The following is a 19,621-nucleotide window of genomic DNA, read 5'->3' as shown; positions in this document are numbered from 1 at the left end:
CGCCGGGGGGGGGGCCCGCCCGCCCGGGGCGGGGGGGGCGGCCCCCCCCCCCCCCCCCCCCACAAATCCCCCCCCCCACCCGCCCCCCCCCCCCCCCCCCGCGACCCCCTCTGTCGCCTTCGGCGACATCTCCCCCTCAAGGGGGGAGATAGGCGCTTGCGCGATCTGGCCCTACACGCCGTGTCCGGAACCCGCTAATCTCGCCCCATGAATCAGCACGCCAAGCTCAGGATCGGCCATTCGGCCTGTCCGCATGATTGCCCGTCGACCTGCGCGCTCGAGGTCGAGCTGCTCGACAGCAAGCGCATCGGCCGCGTCCATGGCGCCAAGGCCAACAGCTACACGGCTGGCGTCATCTGCGCCAAGGTCGCCCGTTATGCCGACCGCGTCCATCATCCCGACCGCTTGCTGAAGCCGCTGATCCGGGCGGGCGCCAAGGGTGAGGGCCTTTGGAAGGACGCGACCTGGGAGGCCGCACTCGACCTGGTCGCCGAAAAATTCATCGCGGCCGAGGCAAGATATGGCTCGGAGACGGTCTGGCCCTATTACTATGCCGGCACGATGGGGCTGGTGCAGCGCGACGGCATCGAGCGGTTGCGCCATGCGAAAAAATACTCCGGCTTTTTCGGTTCGATCTGCACCAATCTGGCCTGGACCGGCTGGATGATGGGGGCCGGCGCGCTGCGCGGTCCCGACCCGCGCGAGATGGCCAAGTCCGACTGCGTGGTGGTCTGGGGCACCAATGCCGTGGTCACCCAGGTCAACGTCATGACCCACGCGATCAAGGCGCGCAAGGAGCGCGGCGCCAAGATCGTCGTCATCGACGTCTACGAGAACGCGACGATGAAGCAGGCCGATCTCGGCCTGGTGCTGAAGCCCGGCACCGACGGTGCGCTGGCCTGCGCGGTGATGCATGTGCTGTTCCGTGACGGCATGGCCGACCGCGCCTATTTGGCAAAATACACCGACGATCCGCACGGTCTGGAAGCGCATCTTCAGACGAGGACGCCGCAATGGGCGGCTGATATCACCGGGCTTTCCGTCGATGAGATCGAGGCCTTCGCCCGTCTCGTCGGCACGACCAAGAAAACCTATTTCCGCCTCGGCTACGGTTTTTCGCGGCAGCGCAACGGCTCGGTCAACATGCATGCCGCCGCCTCGATCGCCGCGGTCACCGGCTGCTGGCAATATGAGGGCGGCGGCGCCTTCCATTCCAATTCGGGCATCTTCAAGCTGAACCAGGAACTGCTGGAAGGCACGCGGATGCGCGACCCGGCGATCCGCCATCTCGACCATTCGCGCATCGGCCCGGTGCTGACCGGCGCTGAGGATGCGCTCTATGGCGGCCCGCCGGTGACGGCGCTGCTGATCCAAAACACCAATCCGGTTAATGTCGCGCCGGAGCAGCGGCTGGTGAAGCAGGGTTTTCTGCGCGACGACCTGTTTTCCTGCGTGCACGAGCAGTTCATGACCGACACCGCAAAACTCGGAGATGTCGTGCTGCCGGCGACGATGTTTCTAGAGCATGACGATGTCTACAAGGGCGGCGGCAATCAGCACATCACGCTCGGGCCGAAGCTGATCGACCCGCCGGAAGGGCCGCGCAGCAACCATTTCGTCATCGAGGAACTCGGCAAAAGGCTCGGTGTTGGCGACAGGCCTGGCTTCGGCATGACCGAGCAGCAGCATATCGACATCATTTTAGGCAAGCGCGGGCTGGGCAGTTTTTCGAGCCTCAAGGAACAAAAGTGGCTCGATTTGCAGCCGGCTTTCGAAGCGGCGCATTTTATCGACGGCTTCGGCCACGCGGACGGAAAATTCCGCTTTCGCGCCGACTGGACCGGGCAGGCGGCGCCCAACCGGCCGCCGAAAAGCATGGGCCTGTTCGGGCCGGTGGCAAGCCTGCCGGAATTTCCCGACCACGTCGATCTGATCGAGGCGGCGGATGCTGCGCATCCGTTCCGGCTGGCCACCTCGCCGGCGCGCAATTTCCTCAACTCGACTTTTTCCGAGACGCCGGTGTCGATGGCCAAGGAGGGCCGGCCGGAACTGCTTTTGCATCCGGACGATGCGGCAGCCTATGGGCTGGCCAATGGCGACCGCGTCGAGATCGGCAACGCGCGCGGCGAAGTTGTGCTGCACGCAAGATTGTTCGACGGCCTCAAGCGCGGTGTCGTGGTGGCCGAAGGCATCTGGCCCAACAGCGCCCACGAGCGCGGCGAGGGCATCAACGTCCTGACCGGCGCCGACGCGCCGGCGCCCTATGGCGGTGCGGCGTTCCACGACAACAAGGTGTGGCTGCGCCCGGCAAAGTGAAGCGTCGGAACGATATGCCCAACCAGCCGTTTTTGCGTGGCGGTGGAGACATGGTGATGGCAGAAGCGTTGGCAGCGCCGGCCCCCGTTGGAAGGACGCTTTCGCCCGGCGAACTCGTGACCACGATGGCGCATTTTCATCGCGCCGAGATTCTGCGCATGACGGGGTGGCGCGACCGCCTGGACCGGACGAGCAATTGGGCGATAACGGTCGTCGCGGCAATGTTGTCCATCTCGCTTTCGACGGCCAGCGCGCATCACGGCGTACTGCTTTTTGCCATGCTGCTTGTCCTGTTGCTGCTGTGGATAGAAGCGCGGCGATATCGCTTCTTCGACGTTTACCGGGCCCGAGTGCGCCAGTTCGAACGGCACTATTTCGCGCAGATATTCTCGCCGCAGCCGGACTTCGCGTCCGATTGGCTGTTGGTCGTCGGCGAAAGTCTGCGCACTCCAAAATTCCTCATTTCGCAACGAGCGGCGTTGGCGCGCCGTCTGCGTCGAAACTACATCCACATGCTGCTGATCCTGCTGTTGGCCTGGATCCTGAAACTGTCGACCCCCAGTCTTCTAACCGAAGGTGTCCGCATCGACTTCGTCAGTTCGGTGCGCGAGGCGGTTGCCGGCGCTGCTCTGGGGCCCATTTCCGGCCTGGTCATCGTCGTGCTGGTCGCCGCCTTCTATGCCGGCCTGCTGGTCACGGCGTTCCTGACCGCCAGCGACGACGGCGAGCTCTCCTTTGGCGACGTGCACGTCTAGGGCGGCAGCGCAAAACCGGTAGATCTGCGATTTCAGCTGTGCAGGGAATCGAACCGATCGGTTCGTTTTTGTTGACGCATTGTGCAAGAGCAAGTGAACGTCGGCTCAGCGAATGGCCGGGCCACGCGGCAGAAATATTCGCCTAACGCATTGAGAAGCAAGTCAAAGATTGTGGCGCAGGAAGCCTTTGGCGGATTTCAAGCACCCGGTTCAGGGCGTAGCCGGAACATCTTTGTGATTGGAAATTGCTGCAGGGCCAGCCCACCTCGGGGTGGTCCGAGCGACGCGAAATCCTCCCAAGGCACGCCACCAGACGGACAACAACACTGAAAGTATGAAAGTACTGGAGTACCTGAAATGACCAAGATTGCTCTCACCGCTGCCGCCATCCTCATTGCCGCAGGCAGCGCCTTTGCCGGCAGCGACCACTATGGTTCGGACGGCGCCAATCAGCCGGCCGCGCCTGTTGGCAATGCGGCTGTTGGAAATATCGACAACACGTTCACGGGCTCGATCCGCAAGCCGTTTACGCCGGAGCACAATACCGTCAATACCAACGCGACGACCCAGCCCGGCACGACTGAACCGGGCGTGCCTCAGTCCGGCCGGGGCAACTGGGGCCGCTAAATCCTCAAGCTGCGGAACGCAAAGAGCGGCGGGCTTGGCCCGCCGTTCTTGCTTATCAAGTCACAGCTCTCGTTTAGCGCAGATCCTTCGGCCAAACGCAGTGCGTCAGCCGCGCGTCACCGAGGGCCAGCCGTGCCCAGTCACCGTCGAAAACGAAGCGGGCAAGAGCCGCTGTCGGGAATTTTTCTTCAAGCTTTTTGAGTGCCGCGGCATCCGACCCGGCGCCGGCAAGTCGGCGCGCGAATTCCTCCAGGCCGGGATTATGGCCCAGCACCAAGAGGCTGATTGTTGCCGCATTTGCCTGCCGGACCTTGGCGAGAACGTCTGCCGCGCTGGCCTCGTAGAGCGCCTGGACGAATTTGGCCGGCGTTTTCGCGGGCAGTTCCGCCGAGACCAGCCGCCATGTGTCGCGGCTGCGCAGCGCCGGCGATACCAGCGCCAGATCGGGCAGCCAGCCCTGGCTGGCCAGTTCGCGACCGACCAGCGGGGCGGCCTTCAGCCCGCGCCCGGAAAGCGGCCGGTCGAAGTCGATGAGGTCAGGATCGTCCCAGCTCGACTTGGCGTGACGCAGAACAAGGAGTTGCTTCATGAGTTCAATTTAAGACCAAGGAATGTCGGGCTGAAAGTCTTTCCCATATCCGCCGCCATGTTTTGTGCCCATGGCGGTATCAAGGTCGCCCAAAGCGCACCAAACAAACCTACGCGCCGTTCATCCCTATCCCACCTGACCGAAATGTCTGCTTCAGCAATGGCCCAATCGCCCGATCGAATGTGAATTGCATCGATGACAGAACCTGTTCGCCCGTCCTCGATTCGATACAGATAGAAGTATGCCGTGGCATTGGTTGGATCGTCCGCCTCATCATACTCGAAGGCACCGGCCAGATCACCTTTTGCCCGCATAGCGCAGTGGAAGAGATCCATTTGCCTGTCTGCATCTGTCAAAATAACGTTGAGACTTCGCGTGCGCCATGCACCACGCGCACGATCTCGACGCGCTGTTCGGCCAGGCGATAAAGCACGAGATAATTGCCGATCGTCAATACTCGCACTTCGGCACCGATGGGTTTTTGGCGCCGGATTCCGGGCCGTGCTGCGGACAATGAGGACGTCAGCCATTCCGCTGTTTTTTGCTGGCGTCGCTGAACCGGCTGTGCGCCTTCAGTTTGATGTCCTCGATGTCGAAAGGCGCGAACGGGCCGCTCCCCAGCCCTTCCGTCCAGGCTTTCCGCAGCCGTTCCGCTTCCGCCTCGCGCAAGGGCTGGCGAAGACGCCATTCGCGGAGCGCCTCGCGGATCACTTCGCTTGCCGAACCGTATTGCCCGCTGGCCACCGCGCCCTTGACCATGTCCAGCAGTTCCGGCGAAAGCGCCACGCTGACCTTTTCGACTGTCGCCATCAACCTGTCTCCTTGCCAACATGGTAGCAACATTTGCTACCATGTTGGCAAGGATGGTTCTCAGGGAGTGATGCGCGCCAGATGCTCGAGGTCGGTCTCCTCGCGCAGCGGATCGGGCGCCATGATCACGGAGGTGCTGTTGTCGGCATCGTCGGCGAAGTGGGCAAGCACGGTGCGGCCGCCTTCCATCCGCGCCTTGCCTTCGGCGACCAGCCCGAGCGCCAGCGGATAAAGCCGGTGCTCTGCCTTCAGCACGCGCGCGGCGAGCATGTCCTCATTGTCGCCGACCATCACCGGCACGGCGGCCTGGGCGATGATCGGGCCGTCATCCATGTCGAGCGTGACGAAATGCACCGTGCAGCCATGGATGCGCATGCCCGCGCGCAACGCGCGCGCATGCGTATCCAGCCCCTTGAAGGCGGGCAGCAGGGCAGGGTGGATATTGATCATCCGGCCCAGCCATTTCTCGACGAAGCGCGCGCCGAGAATGCGCATAAAACCGGCCAGCGTCACGATCTCGGCGCCGAACGAGACAAGTGCGGCGTCAATCGCCCCGTCATGCGCTTCCTTGCTGCTATAGTCGGCCCGCGAAATCACCTTGGTGGCGATGCCGCGCGCCGCCGCGATGCCGAGACCGGCGGCATTGGCCCGGTCGGAAATGACGCCGACGATCTCAGCCGGATAACCCGGATAGGTGGCCGCGGCGATCAGCGCCGTCATGTTGGAGCCGCGTCCCGAAATCAGCACCACGGTGCGTTTGCGCATGCTCATAGGCCGATCGCGCCCCGATAGATCACCCCGGCGTCGCGACGCGGCACGATGCGGCCGATCGGCGTCACCGTCTCGCCGGCCTCCTGCAGCACGGCCGCAACCTGTGCCGCCTGGCCGGAGGCGACGGCGAGGATCATGCCGACGCCGCAGTTGAAGGTGCGCATCATCTCGTCGGGCGCCACGCCGCCGGTCTTGGCCAGCCATGAGAACACCGCCGGCACTTCGATGGCGTCGAGGTCGAGCTCGGCCGAAAAATCCTTCGGCAGGACGCGCGGGATGTTTTCCGGGAAACCGCCGCCGGTGATATGGGCCAGCGCCTTGATGCCATGCGTGTTACGGATCGCCTTGAGGATCGACTTGACGTAGATGCGGGTCGGCTCGAGCAGCGCCTCGGCCAGCGTGGCTTCATCGTTGAAGGGCGCTGGATCGGTCCACGCAAGGCCGCTGGTGGCGACGATGCGGCGGACCAGCGAAAAGCCATTTGAATGCACGCCCGACGAGGCCAGCCCCAACAGCACGTCGCCCTCGACGATATCGTCGGTCGGCAGCAACTGGCCGCGTTCGGCCGCGCCCACGGCAAAGCCGGCGAGGTCGTAGTCGTTGCCGTGATACATGCCGGGCATTTCCGCCGTCTCGCCGCCGATCAGCGCGCATCCGGCCTGCCGGCAGCCCTCGGCGATGCCGCCGACGATCGCCGCACCGTGGTCGGGGTCGAGCTTGCCGGTGGCGAAATAGTCGAGGAAGAACAATGGCTCGGCGCCCTGCACGACGATGTCGTTGACGCACATGGCGACGAGGTCGATGCCGATCGTGTCGTGCTTGCCCGCATCGATGGCGATCTTCAGCTTGGTGCCGACGCCGTCATTGGCGGCGACCAGCACCGGGTCGGTGAAGCCGGCCGCCTTGAGGTCGAACAGGCCGCCAAAGCCGCCGATCTCGCCGTCGGCGCCCGGCCGGCGCGTCGCGCGCACCAGCGGCTTGATCTTCTCGACCATGAGGTTGCCGGCATCGATGTCGACACCCGCTTCGGCATAGGTGAGCCCGTTCTTGCGCTTGCTCATCACTCTTTCCTGCTTTCCGGGGCTCTTCGCATGAACGGCTGCGCCTCGCAAGGATAACGGCTGGCTCAGGCATTTTCGGCATCACAAAATCGTGGACAGAGGCCCCGGGCAAATCTCCAACATTGGCGATGGCGAAGGCTTTGAAGACAGCCAATCTCTCCCCACGAGCGGAGATTGGCAGCATCTGCGTCGCTCTGACTTGCCGTAGCCTCTCATCTCTATCATGTATCATCAAAACAGAAGCGACGGGACATGCGTTTGACCATCCCCAACATGATCACGATCATGCGTTTCGTGCTGGTGCCGGGCGTGGTGCTTGCCATGCTGCAGGGGCGCTGGGACTGGGCTTTCGCCGGCTTCCTGATCGCCGGCGTTTCCGACGGCGTCGACGGCTTCATCGCCCGCCATTTCAACCAGTTTTCGCAGCTTGGCGCCTATCTCGATCCGATGGCCGACAAATTGCTGCTGGTCTCGGTGTTCGTGGTGCTGGGCTTCATCGGTGAATTGCCGCTGTGGCTGGTCGTCACCATGGTGTCGCGCGATGCGCTGATCGTCTGTGCCGTCGTTTTGTCCACCGTCATGGCCCACCCGGTCGAGATGAAGCCGCTGTTCGTGTCGAAGGCCAACACCGCCGTCCAGATCGGGCTGGCGGCGGTGGTGCTGGGCGAACTGGCCCTCGCCATCGATCTCGATCCGCTCAGGCCGGTGCTCATATTGCTGTCCGGGGTCTTGACCGTGGCTTCGGCCGCGGCCTATCTCGTGGCTTGGCTGAGGCATATGAGCGGCTATGGCGAAGGCTCCAAACCGGATACCTGACCAGAACATCGACGCGGCAGCCGAAGCTGCCGCTGCCGATGCGGCCGCGTCTGGCGTGTTTCGGCGCCAAATCCGCTTCTGGCTGATCAGCGCCATCATCCTCGCGATCTTCCTCTATGTCTTCAGCGGCATCCTGCTGCCGTTCGTCGCCGGCATGGTGCTCGCCTACTTCCTCGACCCGGTCGCCGACCGGCTGCAGCGGCTCGGCCTGTCCAGGCTGATGGCGACGATTGTCATCCTGTTTGCCTTCATCGTCGTTCTGGTGCTGGCCTTCGTCATCCTCATTCCGGTGCTGGCTTCGCAGATGGCCGATTTTGCCAGCAAGCTGCCGGAATACCTGACCCGGCTGCAGAGCCTGATCACCAGCTTCGATCCGAGATGGCTGGAAGAGCAATTCGGCGTCGACGCCAATGGCCTGCGCGAAGGGTTGAACTCGCTGCTGACCTCCGGCTTCGGCCTGCTGACCACGGTGTTCACCTCGATCTGGAGTTCCGGCGTGGCGCTGGTCTCGGTGGTCAGCCTGTTCGTCGTCACGCCCGTCGTCGCCTTCTACATGCTGCTCGACTGGGATCGCATGGTGACGATTGTCGACAGCTGGGTGCCGCGCGATTATGTCCAGACCGTCAGGGCGATCGCCAACGACATCAACACCGCCACCGCCGGCTTTGTGCGCGGCCAGGGCACGCTGTGCCTGGTGCTGGGCGCCATGTACGCCACCGGGCTGACCTTGACCGGCCTGAATTTCGGCATCCTCATCGGGCTGTTCGCCGGGCTGATCTCCTTTATTCCCTATGTCGGCTCGCTGACCGGGCTGGTGCTGGCCGTCGGCGTCGCCTTCGTCCAGTTCTGGCCGGACTGGACCATGGTCGCGGCGGTGGCCGGCGTGTTCTTCGTCGGCCAGTTCATCGAGGGCAACATCCTGCAGCCGAGGCTGGTCGGAAAAAGCGTCGGCCTGCATCCGGTGTGGCTGATGTTTTCGCTGTTTGCCTTCGGCGCGCTGTTCGGCTTCGTCGGCCTGCTGATCGCCGTGCCGGCCTCGGCCGCCGTTGCCGTCCTGGTGCGCTTTGCCATCGCCCGCTATCTCGAGTCGCCGCTCTACAAGGGCCACAACACCGAACCTATGCCGCCGCTGCCGGCGCGTCGCCGCGGGAGCGGTGGGCCGCGCAGTTGAGCCAGATGCCGGACAACAAGATCGACCCGCCGCGCCAGTTGCCGCTCGATCTCGGCCACGGAACCGGCTATTCGCGCGACGAACTCGTCGTCTCAGGCACCAACAGCCAGGCGGTGGCGCTGGTCGATCGGTGGCCGGACTGGCCGTCGCCGGTGGTCGTGCTCGCCGGCCCCGCAGGCTGTGGAAAAACCCATCTGGCGTCGATCTGGCGCGCCCGCGCCGGCGCAGTGAAGGTCGACGCCGGGCGGATCGGCGACTGCATGGCGAGCCTCGGCGCGCGGCCGGCCCTGATCGACGATGTCGATGCCGGTCCGGTCGATGAAGAGGGGCTGTTCCATCTGATCAACGCGGTGCGCGCGGCCGGCTCGACCTTGCTCTTGACCGCGCGGCGCTTTCCGTCCGCCTGGGGTGTCAGGCTCCCCGACCTCGCATCGCGGCTGAAGGCGGCGGCGATGGTGGAGATCCACGAGCCCGACGATCTCTTGCTGGCCGGTGTCATCACCAAACTGTTCGCCGACCGCCAGGTAGAAGTCGAGCCGCACGTCGTGCAATATCTGGTGCGCCGCATCGAGCGCTCGCTGGCCACCGCGATGCGCGTGGTCGAGCGGCTCGACCGCACGGCACTGGAACGCAAGACGCCGATCACAAGGGCGCTCGCCGCCGAAACCGTCAGCGCCATGGATGAGGGGCAGGGCGAGTTCGAGATTTAGGCCGTGGGAGAACTTCCCTTCTCCTCTTATTGTGGGAGAAAGTGGCCGAGCGAAGCTCGGTCGGATGAGGGTGTTCCAGCTTGGCGAACACCCCCGTCCAAATCGGGCGCACTGCGACAGGATCGCCAGCGCCTCATTTCTTCCAGCACCCCTCATCCGGCTCGGCGCGGCGCGCCGATCCACCTTCTATTGCAAGGAGAGAAGGAAAAAGCTCCGGTCGGTGTCCCATTTCGGGAAACATTGACTGGCATCTCTCTTGCACATGCAAGCTTGCCGGCTAACACCGGTCCTGATGCGTATCAAATCAGGTTGTAGGCTCGCCGGGAGATGAGGCGGTTGGGGTTCTCTTCCCGGCGAGCTTGCCTTCAACGAGATGATAACTCAACTCCCTACGCCCACCACCGCCGCTCGTTCCGCGCCGAAGCGCCTGCGGTAGTCGCCCGGCGCCAGGCCGGTTATCCTGGCGAACACTTTGCGGAAGGAGCCGGGATCGTCATAGCCGACATCCCAGGCGATCTGGTCGATGGATCGGGTCGTCGCTTGCAGCATCTCACGCGCCTTGCCGACGCGCAGGTGCTGGCAATACTCGGTCGGCTTGAGGCCGGTGGCGTTGCGAAAGCGGCGCAAAAAAGTCCGCTCCTCCAAGGCCGCATGCTCCGCCATGGTGGCAAGCGTCACGTCGCGCGCGCCTCTCGTCTGGAGCCAGTGCTGCACCTTGAGGATGGCCTCGTCGCCATGGTTCAGCCTGGGAGCAAAGGGGCTGTAGAAGCGTTGCTCGCGTCCCGGCGGGTCGACCAGCATGAAACGGGCGGTGTCCATCATGACGGTCGGCCCAAGCACCCTGTCGACGAGTTTCAGGCCAAGGTCGGTCCAGGCCATATAGCCGCCGGCGGTGATGATGTCGCCGTCGTCGATGACCAGCTTGTCGGCATCCAGTGCGATGTCGGGAAAGCGTATCGCCAGCGCGTCGCGATAGGCCCAGTGCGTGGTCGCCGCACGACACGATAGCAGACCGGCCTCGGCAAGCACGAAGGCGCCGGCGCAGACCGAGCCGAGCGTCGCGCCGGCAGCGTGGCGGGCCCTGAGCCAGTCGGCATAGGGCGCGGCCGCCTCGCGAGCGATCGGATCGCCCAGGGTCGGAGGCAAGATGACCATGGCAGGTCCATTGTCGGGGCCGGGCTCGCTGTCGAAGCTGCGGATGACGGTTTGGCTCGCTTCCTGCCACTGCCAATGGCTGACGCGAAGCCTCAGCGCGTCCGGCGACCGGTCGGCAGCCAGCCGGTTGGCCAACTGGAACAGGTCGGTCAGACCGAGAACTGCCGCCTGCTGAACGCCGGGATACACAACAAGCCCGATTTCGACCCGATCACGCCCCGCACGCATCTGTCAGTTTTGCCACGTTCAATGTCTGTTTTGCCAATACTCACCATGACTCCGTTGCAATAGCTTGTCCACAGAAGGAACGAACCTTCCCCCCACCAATCCAGCCAACTGCAGCAAGGAGCACGACGATGAGCACATTCACCACCCAGGACGGCACCGAGATTTTCTACAAGGATTGGGGCACAGGCCAGCCAATCGTGTTCCATCACGGCTGGCCTCTGAGCGCCGACGACTGGGACAACCAGATGCTGTTCTTCCTCGACAAGGGCTATCGCGTCATCGCGCATGACCGGCGCGGGCACGGCCGCTCGACACAGACCGCGACCGGCAACGAGATGGACACCTATGCCGCCGACGTCGCGGCTCTGGTCGCGCATCTTGATCTCAAGAACGCCGTCCATATCGGCCATTCGACCGGCGGTGGCGAGGTGGCGCGTTACGTGGCCCGCTACGGTGGCGAAGGACGCGTCGCCAAGGCGGTGCTGATCGGCGCGGTGCCGCCGATCATGCTCAAGACCGACAGCAACCCCGGCGGCCTGCCGATCGAGGTCTTCGACGGCTTCCGTGCCGCTTTGGTCGCCAACCGCGCCCAGTTCTACAGGGATGTGCCGGCCGGCCCGTTCTATGGCTTCAATCGCGAGGGCGCCAAGGTTTCGCAAGGGGCCGTCGACAATTGGTGGCGCCAGGGCATGATGGGCGGAGCCAAGGCCCACTACGACTGCATCGAGGTTTTTTCCGAGACCGACTTCACGGAAGACCTGACGAAGATCGACGTGCCCGTCCTGATCATGCACGGCGATGATGACCAGATCGTGCCGATTGCCGACTCAGCCCTGCTTGCCGCCGAGTTGGTGAGGCACGGCACGCTCAAGGTCTACAAGGGCCTGCCGCACGGCATGTGCACCACCCACCCGGAGATCATCAATCCGGATCTCCTGGCGTTCATCCAGGGCTGACGCTTCGCAAGCTTCAGGCGGGCACCCCGGGAAGTCCGGGCTGCCCGTTGGTCGCTTGGGTGCTTCGTCAGTCGCAGATGCTGTCCGGCGCAGGTGCGCCGGCAGCACGGCCGGTGATTTCCGGTGAATGGATGGTCGGAGTGGAGAGATTCGAACTCCCGACCCTCTGGTCCCAAACCAGATGCGCTACCAGGCTGCGCTACACTCCGAGTCCTTGGCGGCGTATAGGGTTACGGGCTTGGCTGCGCAACCCCTAAAAGACGAAAACGCAACAAACGGCAGGCCCGGGTCGAGAGCGGAGTCGGAAATGCCGGCCGGCGCAACGGTTTCGCGGCAGCGCCACCTCAGGCACCCAGGTTGCTGTCCAGCGGCACGCTGCCGTTAACCCGGATAAAACGTCCCCGCCGGGAAGAAAACGCCCGGCGCGATCTCGGTCGTCCTGTCCACGGCCGTCACCTCGCGCGATCATCGTCGGTGGCCCGCCGTGAAGGGGTACGGCAGGCTCGGCCTTGCCGCCGGCAGCATTGCGCAGTAATGACGGGAATACAGCGGCGGTGCCGCTTGCACGTAGCAACGAGGTGTTCATGTCCGCGCGCATTTTCAGCCCAGCCAAAACCGCGATGCAGTCCGGCAAGGCCAAGACCGGCCACTGGGTGCTGGAATTCGATCCCGAGATGCGCAAGAAAATCGATCCGCTGATGGGCTACACCACGTCCGGTGACATGCGGAGCCAGATCAGGCTCACCTTCGACACAAGGGAAGAGGCGGTGGCCTATGCGGAGAAAGAGGGGCTGGCCTATCGCGTCGAGGAGCCGAAGGAATCCAAGCGCCGCCAGATTTCCTATGCGGAGAATTTCCGCTATGACCGCAGGACGCCCTGGACGCATTGACCGGCAAATGCCGGGCAGCCGTCCCAGCGCATAAATTAGCCGGCCCTTGGCGTCGGCCAGCGGTCCCGTAGCTCAGCTGGATAGAGCACCGGCCTTCTAAGCCGATGGTCACAGGTTCGAATCCTGTCGGGATCGCCAAATAATTCCAACAACTTAGGTGACATCTGAAAGCGCGGAATTAAACCAAATATCAGCGCCGGGTAACAGATTGGGTAACGGAAGGAACGAAAAGCCCGCCACCGTGAGGCAGCGGGCCATGTCGTTTCGTATGAGGAACAATTTTGCTCAGTACAACGTCGGCTGCTGGGACTCCTCTCGATCCGCAGCCTCTGCGAGCGTTATCGGCTCTTCCCGAATCGCCTTCATCAACTCGCGCCAGTGCTCGTCCAGGATCGGGTTGCACTGCTTGACACCGCGCCGATCACCGAGAAGGAAGCCGATCACGAAGGCGGCGGCAATGACTGTGAGGATGAGAGCGGCGGTCATTCTGCCGTTTCCTTTGCGGATCGCGGAAATTCGACCACCGGGGCTGACAATTCCCATTCTCTGATCGGTGGACGCCGATCGCCTACCACGCGCCCAAGCACGCGTATGCACTTCACGTCTTTGAGATTGAGGCGGATATGGCCATCCAGAAGGACATGCGATTCGCCCTTCCGGGCAAACCGACCGTCTTCGGCATGACGTGTCGGCTCACAAGTTGCCAGAAACGCGCCTTCACCCCTGAATTTAAATACGACCAGGCAGGGCTCATCCAACCTCCCACCGGGATCAACAAGAATTTCTTCGCTTCGATAGCGTCTTCCCGTCACGGCGCCGCCGATACAGTCAGTGAAGGCAGTTACATGGAACGGCGAATCGTGCCGCTTCTCGATAAGCTCACGGCCGGATTCCCGCGCCGCCTTGCTCCGTTCGAAGTATTCAGGCTTTGTGGCGGCAACAAAAAGCGCTGCCCGGTTCACGCCATTCAGGAACCCGATCTCAACACCACCCAACTCGCCAGCGCGCTGAATATTCGGTTGCCGAAGCATATCCCCAACGATCGATGCAAGCAGCACCGCGTTGAAGTTGGTGGGGTGCGCGCCGATGTAGGCAAGGTATTCATCGGCTAGAATTGCCCCTGTCTCGCAATCCTCGGAATAATTCCCAGAGCCCTTGATGGTCCAATAGTTGATGCCGCCTTCGGGCCGTAACCCCATGAACGACAGATCATCGGCCGGATGGGCTCTCTTCGGCCGTTGGTTCGACAAATGGACAACATTTGTGGCGTTCATTGCACATTCCTCCTTGATTGTAATCCTCTAGCATTGTGTTACAACGTTAGCAGATGTGGCACGGCGGCGGTTAACCGTCAACTAACTTATGCTAACAATCGCATACAAGGAGACAGGCATGGCACGGACAGCGGCATTGGGACTTAGGATCGAGCCCATCGTGAAAGAGGCTCTGGAGAGTGCCGCCAAGGCAGACAGGCGCACAGTCGCTGCCTATGTCGAGAAGCTGATAGTGGGCGACCTTGAGGCCAAAGGCTTCCTGCCGAAAGGCGCGGCAGAGTAGCCTGCCCTTGCGCGCCGCGGTTGCGGGCGATTGGCTATTGAGTTTTCCCTGCCATCTAACCCGTTGAAAACCTGCATGTATAACTGGATTTCAAAAGTAATTTGACATCCTAACCGAACTGGATTCTCTTATTGCTCGGGTGGGGGCTGCGTGAATGACGATTTGCGTTGGGGTACAGGTCAACGAATGCTTGGTGTTTGCTGCCGATAGCGCGGTAACTCTGCACTACGGCACCGACCTTTCCGGCAGAGAGATCATCAACGTGCTACCGCACGGCCACAAAGTTTTTAACCTTCACCGAGAACTGCCAGTTTGCGCAATGTTTTGTGGCTTAGGCAACATCGGCGCTGCGTCGATGTCGAGCTTGGCTAAAGACTTTAGGATAGCGCTTATGCGCGACGATCCTTACAAGCTCAATTCTGAGAAATACTCGATCGAAGAAGTCGCCATCAAAGCCCGGAAGTTTCTCTTCGAAGAGCGCTATCAGACCCTAGTCGACAAGCCTAGTTCGGATTTTTCCTTCTACATTGGGGGATATTCGTCGGGCGCCGAAACTCCGGAACGTTGGCTGATGAAGATTGACGGCACCACGCACGATTGCGCGGCCCCTGTGATGATCGGTGACGAAGCGGGCGTTTGTTGGGGCGGCCAGCCTGAGGCAATTTACCGCCTGTTGATGGGCGTCAGCATGCAGCATAGAACGGTCCTCAGCCAAGCCGGCTTGGATGCTCCTCAAGTTGACACGGCCTCAACCGCCTTATTGAACCAAATGCAGGTACCATTCGTTCATGCGGCAATGCCCGTTCAGGACGCCATCGATCTAGCTGACTTTTTGGTGGAAACAACCAAACGTTTCGTCCGTTTCCTTCCTGGCGCTGATACGGTTGGTGGCGAGACTGACATCGCGGTCATTACAAAGCACGAAGGATTCAAATGGGTCCGACGTAAGCATTTTTTCGCATCGCACCTTAACCCCTCGGAGGTTTCCTATGGCTCAAGATACCCGGTCGAAGGTGGAAAACCAGGACACGCAGCCCCAAGAGACCCGGTCACCACAGTATGAATATCAGAAAGACGATGCACGGACCTTCAACGTGCAGTTCTCTACGTTTGCTCACGGCGAGAAGACAGGCGAACATAAAACCGGTGGCCACCCGGCGGTCGAGTGCAGCTTAAAAATCTATTGACCCATGTGAAGGTTAGCGCCCGTCCTTGGCCTTGCCGTAGGCATTCGGGCTGGTGTTTGGCGTATAGATCAGCCCGACTTTCTTGCCGCTGCACCTCGCGCATTTCAGCTTGGGCCTGATGTCCCATTCCATGGCCGGAGCGTCAGGGCCGAAGCGGTCGCGGAGCCTCGCGAGGTCAAGCACTTGCTTATGGTGACAAGGCCGAGTTGTGGCAGAACGCCGTCACCGCCATCTTGCCGTCGATCAGAGATTGAAAGTCCAAGCCATCCGGTCGGTATAGGCCGGCTTGCGGGAGCCCTCAATCGTCTTCCCAGAAATCCTGCAGCGAGGCGTGCCGAAGGTCTTCCTCGCCCCGAGTCGCATGGTCAAAAGAACAGCGGCACCAATCGAGCACTATTTAGAGGAGCGCAGCAACCCCTCCTCCTCGGCAGCGGCCTCGAAGGCCTTTCTTACATCGTCGGGCGTGCGCTCGCCTTTAATGAGAGCGACGAAGGCCTTGATGGCCTCCTTCCACTTAGGTCCCCGCTTGGCCCACTTCATGAGTTCCGCCGCGGCACCCTCGACATTGGTACATACGTAGGTGAACCCAGGTCGGTCGGTTCCGATGTAGATCGGAGGGTGAAACCAATGGATACCCATGAGGGTGCCGCCGCTATTTTCGCCTGAGTTAAGAACGGTTGGATCGCCAGCCATGGCTACCTCTCCTACCTCTGAATTATCATTGGCCGGCAAACGGGACGGGGAGAATAGGTTGAGAGAGAGGGACATTGCAGAGCGTCACTTTCTGGAGAGATTGAAGCCGGGTTGGTTGTCCAGCGCCTCGACGACAAAGGATACGGCAATCAAATCATCAGCAGGGATTCTGCCCTTGCCGTCCTCCATGACGGCTGCGACCTTTTGAAAGGTCTTCAGTTCACTTTCGGTAATCCGGGCGCCGCGCATCCTCTCATTGAGGTCGGCCACGCGCATTCGCAGCGCCTGGGACGCTCCAATCTCACGGTTCGACATGATGGTCACATTCCTCCCTTGATGGCTTCCCGCCGCACCTTTCGGCACGGCGGGCTGTCCTCCCAGTCGCTTTGGTCAGTCGATAATTTTGATGATCTTACGCGTGCCCGGATCAACGACAACGGTCCGGTTGTCGACGACCACGTAGCGGTATTCGGTGTCGGGGACTTCATGAAGCTCGACCGTCTCGGGCAGGGTTGAGCCAATGTTGAGTTCTACTCCAGGGACTTTCACCGAGGCGAGCGGCTGTTTCTTCACATATTCCCTGATGACCGTCTCCTGTTCAGGCGCGATGACAACGTCCTGAGCGGCAGCGGCGCCGATACCTGCCAGCAGCAGAAATCCCGCGGCGAAAGTTGAAAGACGCATTCTCATAATTGCCTCCTTGCTGAGTTCTGTTGCGCTGAATGGCATTGTCTTCGCCAGCCCCACCCAACCTCAGGCGGCCGCAAACGTTCCTTGATTGGGCTTCGGTCTACTTAAAGTAGGACCTAAGTCTGACCTTGATGTCGCAAAGGACGACGACGGGGTGCAGCCCGGAACCGCGACTGCCGGCACCCGTTGTCGCCATGTGCTCACAGGGAGAGAGACCATGGAGAATAGTGTCCACCAAGCTCGCTGGTTACTCGCTCCGGTGTTCGCCGTATCGATCACGTTCCTGGCGATAGGAATCATTGTTAGCTAGAGGCACCAGATTTGAGATCCGCGCAGCTAAGTCCCTTCCTGCGCTGATAAGCGACCACCCGCCATTTCCCGATTTGGCGGGTGGTCCGCAATCCTGCTGACCAAGTCCGCCCAGGCGAGGCCTGTCAGCGGTTCAAATTCTCGAGGCGGCATCACCTCACAGCAGGTCCTCGGCAACCCCGTCGAATTTCCTGAGGCCTACGCTTGGCGGCTTTTGCTTGAGAAGGCCCTGTTCAGATGCGGCCGCCTCGAAGGCAGAGAACGCAGCTTGGTGACTGCAATGTCCAGCCAGGCATTCCTCGATCATTCGGATTGCCTCAAGTCGGGACGGCTTGTCCATGAATGGCCATGGTTGCTGAAGCGCCGTCTCAGCGTCAGGTATCGATGCAACCAGCATCGATCTATGATTCAGGTAGATCGTAATCGGTATAAACGCCGGCATCTTTGATCGCTCTCCAGAATTGAAGTGGCTAAACGCGAAGACGTGGCGGTGGTTGCATGAAGTTCGTCGGGGCTGTGGGGGCTTTGCGTTGCGTCTACCGACCTAACGGCAGTTTTGACGCTAAGACGAGTTCGTCCTCGTCAGTGATACCGGCCGCATAATTTGCAAGGATCCGGGACGCGAGGGCCTCACGTAGATGTACGGGGTCGCCCTCCCTCTTGAGCCGGTCGAACACACGGCCCAGCGTAGCTACTTCGGATGCACTGAAGACGCCAGATTCTTTGGCTTTTCGATAAATCGGCATACCACCCCCTCGGCTAAAAACATTCTGCGCAACTAATCCGATTCAGGACATCTCGGACAACAAAAAAAGCCCGCAGCACCTTCGGAACCGCGGGCGAGGTTCGTTCACCAGGCGCCGATTATATATCTGACAGAAAGCCGCCTAGTGGTTAAATTCTGACGCTTGGTACCGGAGCTAAATTCCCGCTACCGACCCATAGCGGAAGTTGAACATCAACCGCGAGCAATAGCCCACAGGCGCTGCAGCCTGTGAGTTTAAATGAGAGAAGGACTCAAGCACGCCATAGAAAGTACCAACGAGCGATGGCGTACGCTGCCAAACCCATCATTGTGAGCACATACAGAATCAGGAGCAACGGAACCACGGACGGTTGGCTGTCCAGGGCGGCGTCAGCTTCTTCCCATTCCTCAACCAGATTGCGTTCCCGCCTGGCCTCCGTGACCGCCAAACCGTCCGGCCCAATTTTACCGTCGATCCCCCTCGAAATTCTTTTCCTGATATCGGCTAGGATCACTGGATCCTCGGGCAGGTTGCCCGGTAACCCCTCAGGAAGATTGTCGCCATCGTTCTTGTCCATGGCGCCAAACCGTTCTCTGCCCACTTATGTTCCAAGTTTCTAATGTAAATTTTGACCAAGGTTGTCGCTCGCCAGTCGATTACGCACACCCATGCAAAAGCCCCACGGGGGAAGGGCAAGGGCGGCTGCCGGGAAACGACATACGGGAACAAAAAACCCGCCGCACAGGAGAGAGCGACGGGTCGATCAAGCGATCACCGAGCGCGGGTTGGACGGCTTTGCCCGGTGCGCGATCATAGAAATTATACGCTCCCGGTTGCGTCACGTCTATCAACCAGCAGTTGGCACCCTTTCGGCACGGTGGCGATCGGTCCCGCTCTTCGGCCACGGCTTTACGAGCCGGCATTTTGGAAAAGCCCGCGCCTCTGGCGGAGAGCGCGGGCCGATCGGGTGCGGCCCGATCTGCAGCGGGCGGAGGGCATGCCCACTGGTCACAGACAATTGTTAGAAATCGCTAAAGTTCCGCCGACGGCTGCTTTGGGTGTCCTCGCCCGCCGACGAAGAGCATGGCCCGTTGGGGGCCTGTGAATTGAACGCAAGAAGCCCGCCGCACCTTTCAGCACGGCGGGCGTCAGCCTGAAGATCGTGTCAGTCGTAGACCTTCACAATCTTGCGGGTAGAAGGGTCGACCAAGACGGTTCGGCCATCGACGATTACGTAGCGGTACTGAACGTCCGGCACCTCGTAAAGCTCAACTGTCTCGGGCAGAGATGTGCCGAGGTTGAGCTCCACGCCGAGAAGGCTGATGGATGCCATCGGTTTCTTTTTCACGTATTCCCGGATCACAGTTTCCTGCTCGGGCTGGATGACAACGTCCTGGGCGGCGGCGGCGCTGACACCAACGAGCAGAAGCATTCCTGCCGCGGCCGCGGAAAGGTGATTTCTCATATTACCTCCTCCAAGCAAACTCCACTGCGGCGCTTCATTGCTGCCGCGACGGGTTGCTTAGCTTGAACGGGTGCGGAGCAATTCTTGTTCCACTGGCAGTGCGCGAATCCGCTGAACTT

At 61.5% G+C, this 19,621-nt stretch carries 26 protein-coding genes and 2 tRNA genes; 11 read left to right on the top strand and 17 right to left on the bottom strand.

Annotation, left to right across the window (positions count from 1 at the left end; translation table 11 throughout):
- Positions 1-207 precede the first annotated feature (207 nt).
- The 3 genes from AC0L2Z_RS09290 to AC0L2Z_RS09280 all read left to right on the top strand — a co-directional run bounded on the left by AC0L2Z_RS09290 (position 208) and on the right by AC0L2Z_RS09280 (position 3,698).
- Complete coding sequence (locus AC0L2Z_RS09290) at positions 208-2,316, top strand: molybdopterin-containing oxidoreductase family protein (protein ID WP_473627661.1); 2,109 nt, start codon at positions 208-210, stop codon at positions 2,314-2,316.
- Positions 2,317-2,372: 56 nt separating this feature from the next.
- A complete protein-coding gene (locus AC0L2Z_RS09285) occupies positions 2,373-3,071 on the top strand; it encodes a DUF2270 domain-containing protein (RefSeq protein WP_473627659.1) in 699 nt (232 codons plus the stop codon).
- A gap of 357 nt (positions 3,072-3,428) precedes the next feature.
- Entirely contained in the window at positions 3,429-3,698 is a 270-nt protein-coding gene (locus tag AC0L2Z_RS09280) for a DUF680 domain-containing protein (protein WP_473627657.1), read from the top strand.
- A 73-nt stretch (positions 3,699-3,771) separates the two neighbouring features.
- Here the strand turns inward: AC0L2Z_RS09280 and AC0L2Z_RS09275 are convergent, their stop codons facing one another.
- The 6 genes from AC0L2Z_RS09275 to purM are packed head-to-tail and all read right to left on the bottom strand — an operon-like array spanning position 3,772 to position 6,929.
- A complete protein-coding gene (locus AC0L2Z_RS09275) occupies positions 3,772-4,287 on the bottom strand; it encodes a SixA phosphatase family protein (protein WP_128169219.1) in 516 nt (171 codons plus the stop codon).
- Positions 4,284-4,622 (bottom strand): hypothetical protein, encoded by a 339-nt coding sequence (locus AC0L2Z_RS09270; RefSeq protein WP_473627656.1) that lies wholly within the window; start codon positions 4,620-4,622, stop codon positions 4,284-4,286. Before AC0L2Z_RS09270 ends, AC0L2Z_RS09275 begins: the two co-directional genes overlap by 4 nt.
- Before the next feature lie 17 nt (positions 4,623-4,639).
- Complete coding sequence (locus AC0L2Z_RS09265) at positions 4,640-4,801, bottom strand: type II toxin-antitoxin system RelE/ParE family toxin (RefSeq protein WP_473627655.1); 162 nt, start codon at positions 4,799-4,801, stop codon at positions 4,640-4,642.
- Between the two features lie 8 nt (positions 4,802-4,809).
- Positions 4,810-5,097, bottom strand: a complete 288-nt coding sequence (locus AC0L2Z_RS09260; RefSeq protein ID WP_023800646.1) for a type II toxin-antitoxin system ParD family antitoxin — start codon at positions 5,095-5,097, stop codon at positions 4,810-4,812.
- Between the two features lie 60 nt (positions 5,098-5,157).
- On the bottom strand, positions 5,158-5,868 hold the full coding sequence (purN, locus tag AC0L2Z_RS09255; protein ID WP_473627653.1) for a phosphoribosylglycinamide formyltransferase: 711 nt from the start codon (positions 5,866-5,868) through the stop codon (positions 5,158-5,160).
- Positions 5,865-6,929, bottom strand: coding sequence for a phosphoribosylformylglycinamidine cyclo-ligase (gene purM / locus AC0L2Z_RS09250; protein WP_027152620.1), 1,065 nt, complete (start codon positions 6,927-6,929; stop codon positions 5,865-5,867). The genes purN and purM overlap by 4 nt, the downstream gene beginning before the upstream one ends.
- Positions 6,930-7,187: 258 nt before the next feature.
- Between purM and AC0L2Z_RS09245 the strand changes: the two genes are divergently transcribed.
- Genes AC0L2Z_RS09245 through hdaA form a run of 3 tightly spaced genes read left to right on the top strand, consistent with a single transcriptional unit; the run spans position 7,188 to position 9,626 of the window.
- The gene (locus AC0L2Z_RS09245; protein WP_473627737.1) at positions 7,188-7,745 is read left to right on the top strand and encodes a CDP-alcohol phosphatidyltransferase family protein; all 558 of its coding nucleotides are present in this window, start codon (positions 7,188-7,190) and stop codon (positions 7,743-7,745) included.
- Positions 7,717-8,916: an AI-2E family transporter gene (locus AC0L2Z_RS09240; protein ID WP_473627651.1), complete on the top strand. Its 1,200-nt coding sequence runs from the start codon at positions 7,717-7,719 to the stop codon at positions 8,914-8,916. The genes AC0L2Z_RS09245 and AC0L2Z_RS09240 overlap by 29 nt, the downstream gene beginning before the upstream one ends.
- 5 nt (positions 8,917-8,921) lie before the next feature.
- On the top strand, positions 8,922-9,626 hold the full coding sequence (gene hdaA, locus AC0L2Z_RS09235; RefSeq protein WP_023800641.1) for a DnaA regulatory inactivator HdaA: 705 nt from the start codon (positions 8,922-8,924) through the stop codon (positions 9,624-9,626).
- Positions 9,627-10,007: 381 nt separating this feature from the next.
- Here the strand turns inward: hdaA and AC0L2Z_RS09230 are convergent, their stop codons facing one another.
- On the bottom strand, positions 10,008-11,009 hold the full coding sequence (locus AC0L2Z_RS09230; protein ID WP_473627649.1) for a GlxA family transcriptional regulator: 1,002 nt from the start codon (positions 11,007-11,009) through the stop codon (positions 10,008-10,010).
- Positions 11,010-11,137: 128 nt separating this feature from the next.
- On the opposite strand from AC0L2Z_RS09230, the gene AC0L2Z_RS09225 reads away from it, so the two are divergent.
- Positions 11,138-11,965, top strand: coding sequence for an alpha/beta fold hydrolase (locus AC0L2Z_RS09225; RefSeq protein ID WP_287341773.1), 828 nt, complete (start codon positions 11,138-11,140; stop codon positions 11,963-11,965).
- Between the two features lie 132 nt (positions 11,966-12,097).
- Here the strand turns inward: AC0L2Z_RS09225 and AC0L2Z_RS09220 are convergent.
- Positions 12,098-12,174 (bottom strand) — tRNA-Pro (locus AC0L2Z_RS09220).
- A gap of 375 nt (positions 12,175-12,549) precedes the next feature.
- Here AC0L2Z_RS09220 and AC0L2Z_RS09215 point away from each other — a divergent pair.
- Both AC0L2Z_RS09215 and AC0L2Z_RS09210 read left to right on the top strand, forming a co-directional pair.
- On the top strand, positions 12,550-12,855 hold the full coding sequence (locus tag AC0L2Z_RS09215; RefSeq protein ID WP_027152615.1) for an ETC complex I subunit: 306 nt from the start codon (positions 12,550-12,552) through the stop codon (positions 12,853-12,855).
- A 61-nt stretch (positions 12,856-12,916) separates the two neighbouring features.
- Positions 12,917-12,993: transfer RNA gene (locus AC0L2Z_RS09210), tRNA-Arg, on the top strand.
- 147 nt (positions 12,994-13,140) lie between these two features.
- On the opposite strand, the gene AC0L2Z_RS09205 is transcribed toward AC0L2Z_RS09210, so the two are convergent.
- Both AC0L2Z_RS09205 and AC0L2Z_RS09200 read right to left on the bottom strand, forming a co-directional pair.
- Entirely contained in the window at positions 13,141-13,341 is a 201-nt protein-coding gene (locus AC0L2Z_RS09205; RefSeq protein ID WP_473627647.1) for a hypothetical protein, read from the bottom strand.
- The gene (locus AC0L2Z_RS09200; protein WP_473627646.1) at positions 13,338-14,129 is read right to left on the bottom strand and encodes a hypothetical protein; all 792 of its coding nucleotides are present in this window, start codon (positions 14,127-14,129) and stop codon (positions 13,338-13,340) included. The genes AC0L2Z_RS09205 and AC0L2Z_RS09200 overlap by 4 nt, the downstream gene beginning before the upstream one ends.
- A 118-nt stretch (positions 14,130-14,247) precedes the next feature.
- Between AC0L2Z_RS09200 and AC0L2Z_RS09195 the strand changes: the two genes are divergently transcribed.
- Positions 14,248-14,412, top strand: a complete 165-nt coding sequence (locus AC0L2Z_RS09195; protein ID WP_473627644.1) for a hypothetical protein — start codon at positions 14,248-14,250, stop codon at positions 14,410-14,412.
- Positions 14,413-14,566: 154 nt separating this feature from the next.
- Positions 14,567-15,475: a hypothetical protein gene (locus AC0L2Z_RS09190; RefSeq protein ID WP_473627642.1), complete on the top strand. Its 909-nt coding sequence runs from the start codon at positions 14,567-14,569 to the stop codon at positions 15,473-15,475.
- A 136-nt stretch (positions 15,476-15,611) separates the two neighbouring features.
- On the opposite strand, the gene AC0L2Z_RS09185 is transcribed toward AC0L2Z_RS09190, so the two are convergent.
- The 7 genes from AC0L2Z_RS09185 to AC0L2Z_RS09155 all read right to left on the bottom strand — a co-directional run bounded on the left by AC0L2Z_RS09185 (position 15,612) and on the right by AC0L2Z_RS09155 (position 19,502).
- On the bottom strand, positions 15,612-15,782 hold the full coding sequence (locus tag AC0L2Z_RS09185; protein ID WP_473627640.1) for a hypothetical protein: 171 nt from the start codon (positions 15,780-15,782) through the stop codon (positions 15,612-15,614).
- Between the two features lie 210 nt (positions 15,783-15,992).
- Positions 15,993-16,292 carry a DUF982 domain-containing protein gene (locus tag AC0L2Z_RS09180; RefSeq protein ID WP_287204054.1) on the bottom strand — a complete coding sequence of 100 codons (300 nt, stop codon included), beginning with the start codon at positions 16,290-16,292 and terminating at the stop codon, positions 15,993-15,995.
- Between the two features lie 84 nt (positions 16,293-16,376).
- Positions 16,377-16,655 (bottom strand): hypothetical protein, encoded by a 279-nt coding sequence (locus AC0L2Z_RS09175; protein WP_473627638.1) that lies wholly within the window; start codon positions 16,653-16,655, stop codon positions 16,377-16,379.
- 27 nt (positions 16,656-16,682) lie between these two features.
- The gene (locus AC0L2Z_RS09170; RefSeq protein WP_473627636.1) at positions 16,683-16,982 is read right to left on the bottom strand and encodes a DUF1236 domain-containing protein; all 300 of its coding nucleotides are present in this window, start codon (positions 16,980-16,982) and stop codon (positions 16,683-16,685) included.
- Positions 16,983-17,448: 466 nt separating this feature from the next.
- On the bottom strand, positions 17,449-17,733 hold the full coding sequence (locus tag AC0L2Z_RS09165) for a DUF982 domain-containing protein (protein WP_473627634.1): 285 nt from the start codon (positions 17,731-17,733) through the stop codon (positions 17,449-17,451).
- A 575-nt stretch (positions 17,734-18,308) separates the two neighbouring features.
- The gene (locus AC0L2Z_RS09160; protein WP_473627633.1) at positions 18,309-18,614 is read right to left on the bottom strand and encodes a hypothetical protein; all 306 of its coding nucleotides are present in this window, start codon (positions 18,612-18,614) and stop codon (positions 18,309-18,311) included.
- Positions 18,615-19,202: 588 nt separating this feature from the next.
- Positions 19,203-19,502: a DUF1236 domain-containing protein gene (locus AC0L2Z_RS09155; protein WP_473627631.1), complete on the bottom strand. Its 300-nt coding sequence runs from the start codon at positions 19,500-19,502 to the stop codon at positions 19,203-19,205.
- Positions 19,503-19,621 lie beyond the last annotated feature (119 nt).

It is taken from the genome of Mesorhizobium sp. WSM4850 (genome assembly GCF_055811735.1).
This window is presented reverse-complemented; position numbering and strand designations above follow the sequence as displayed.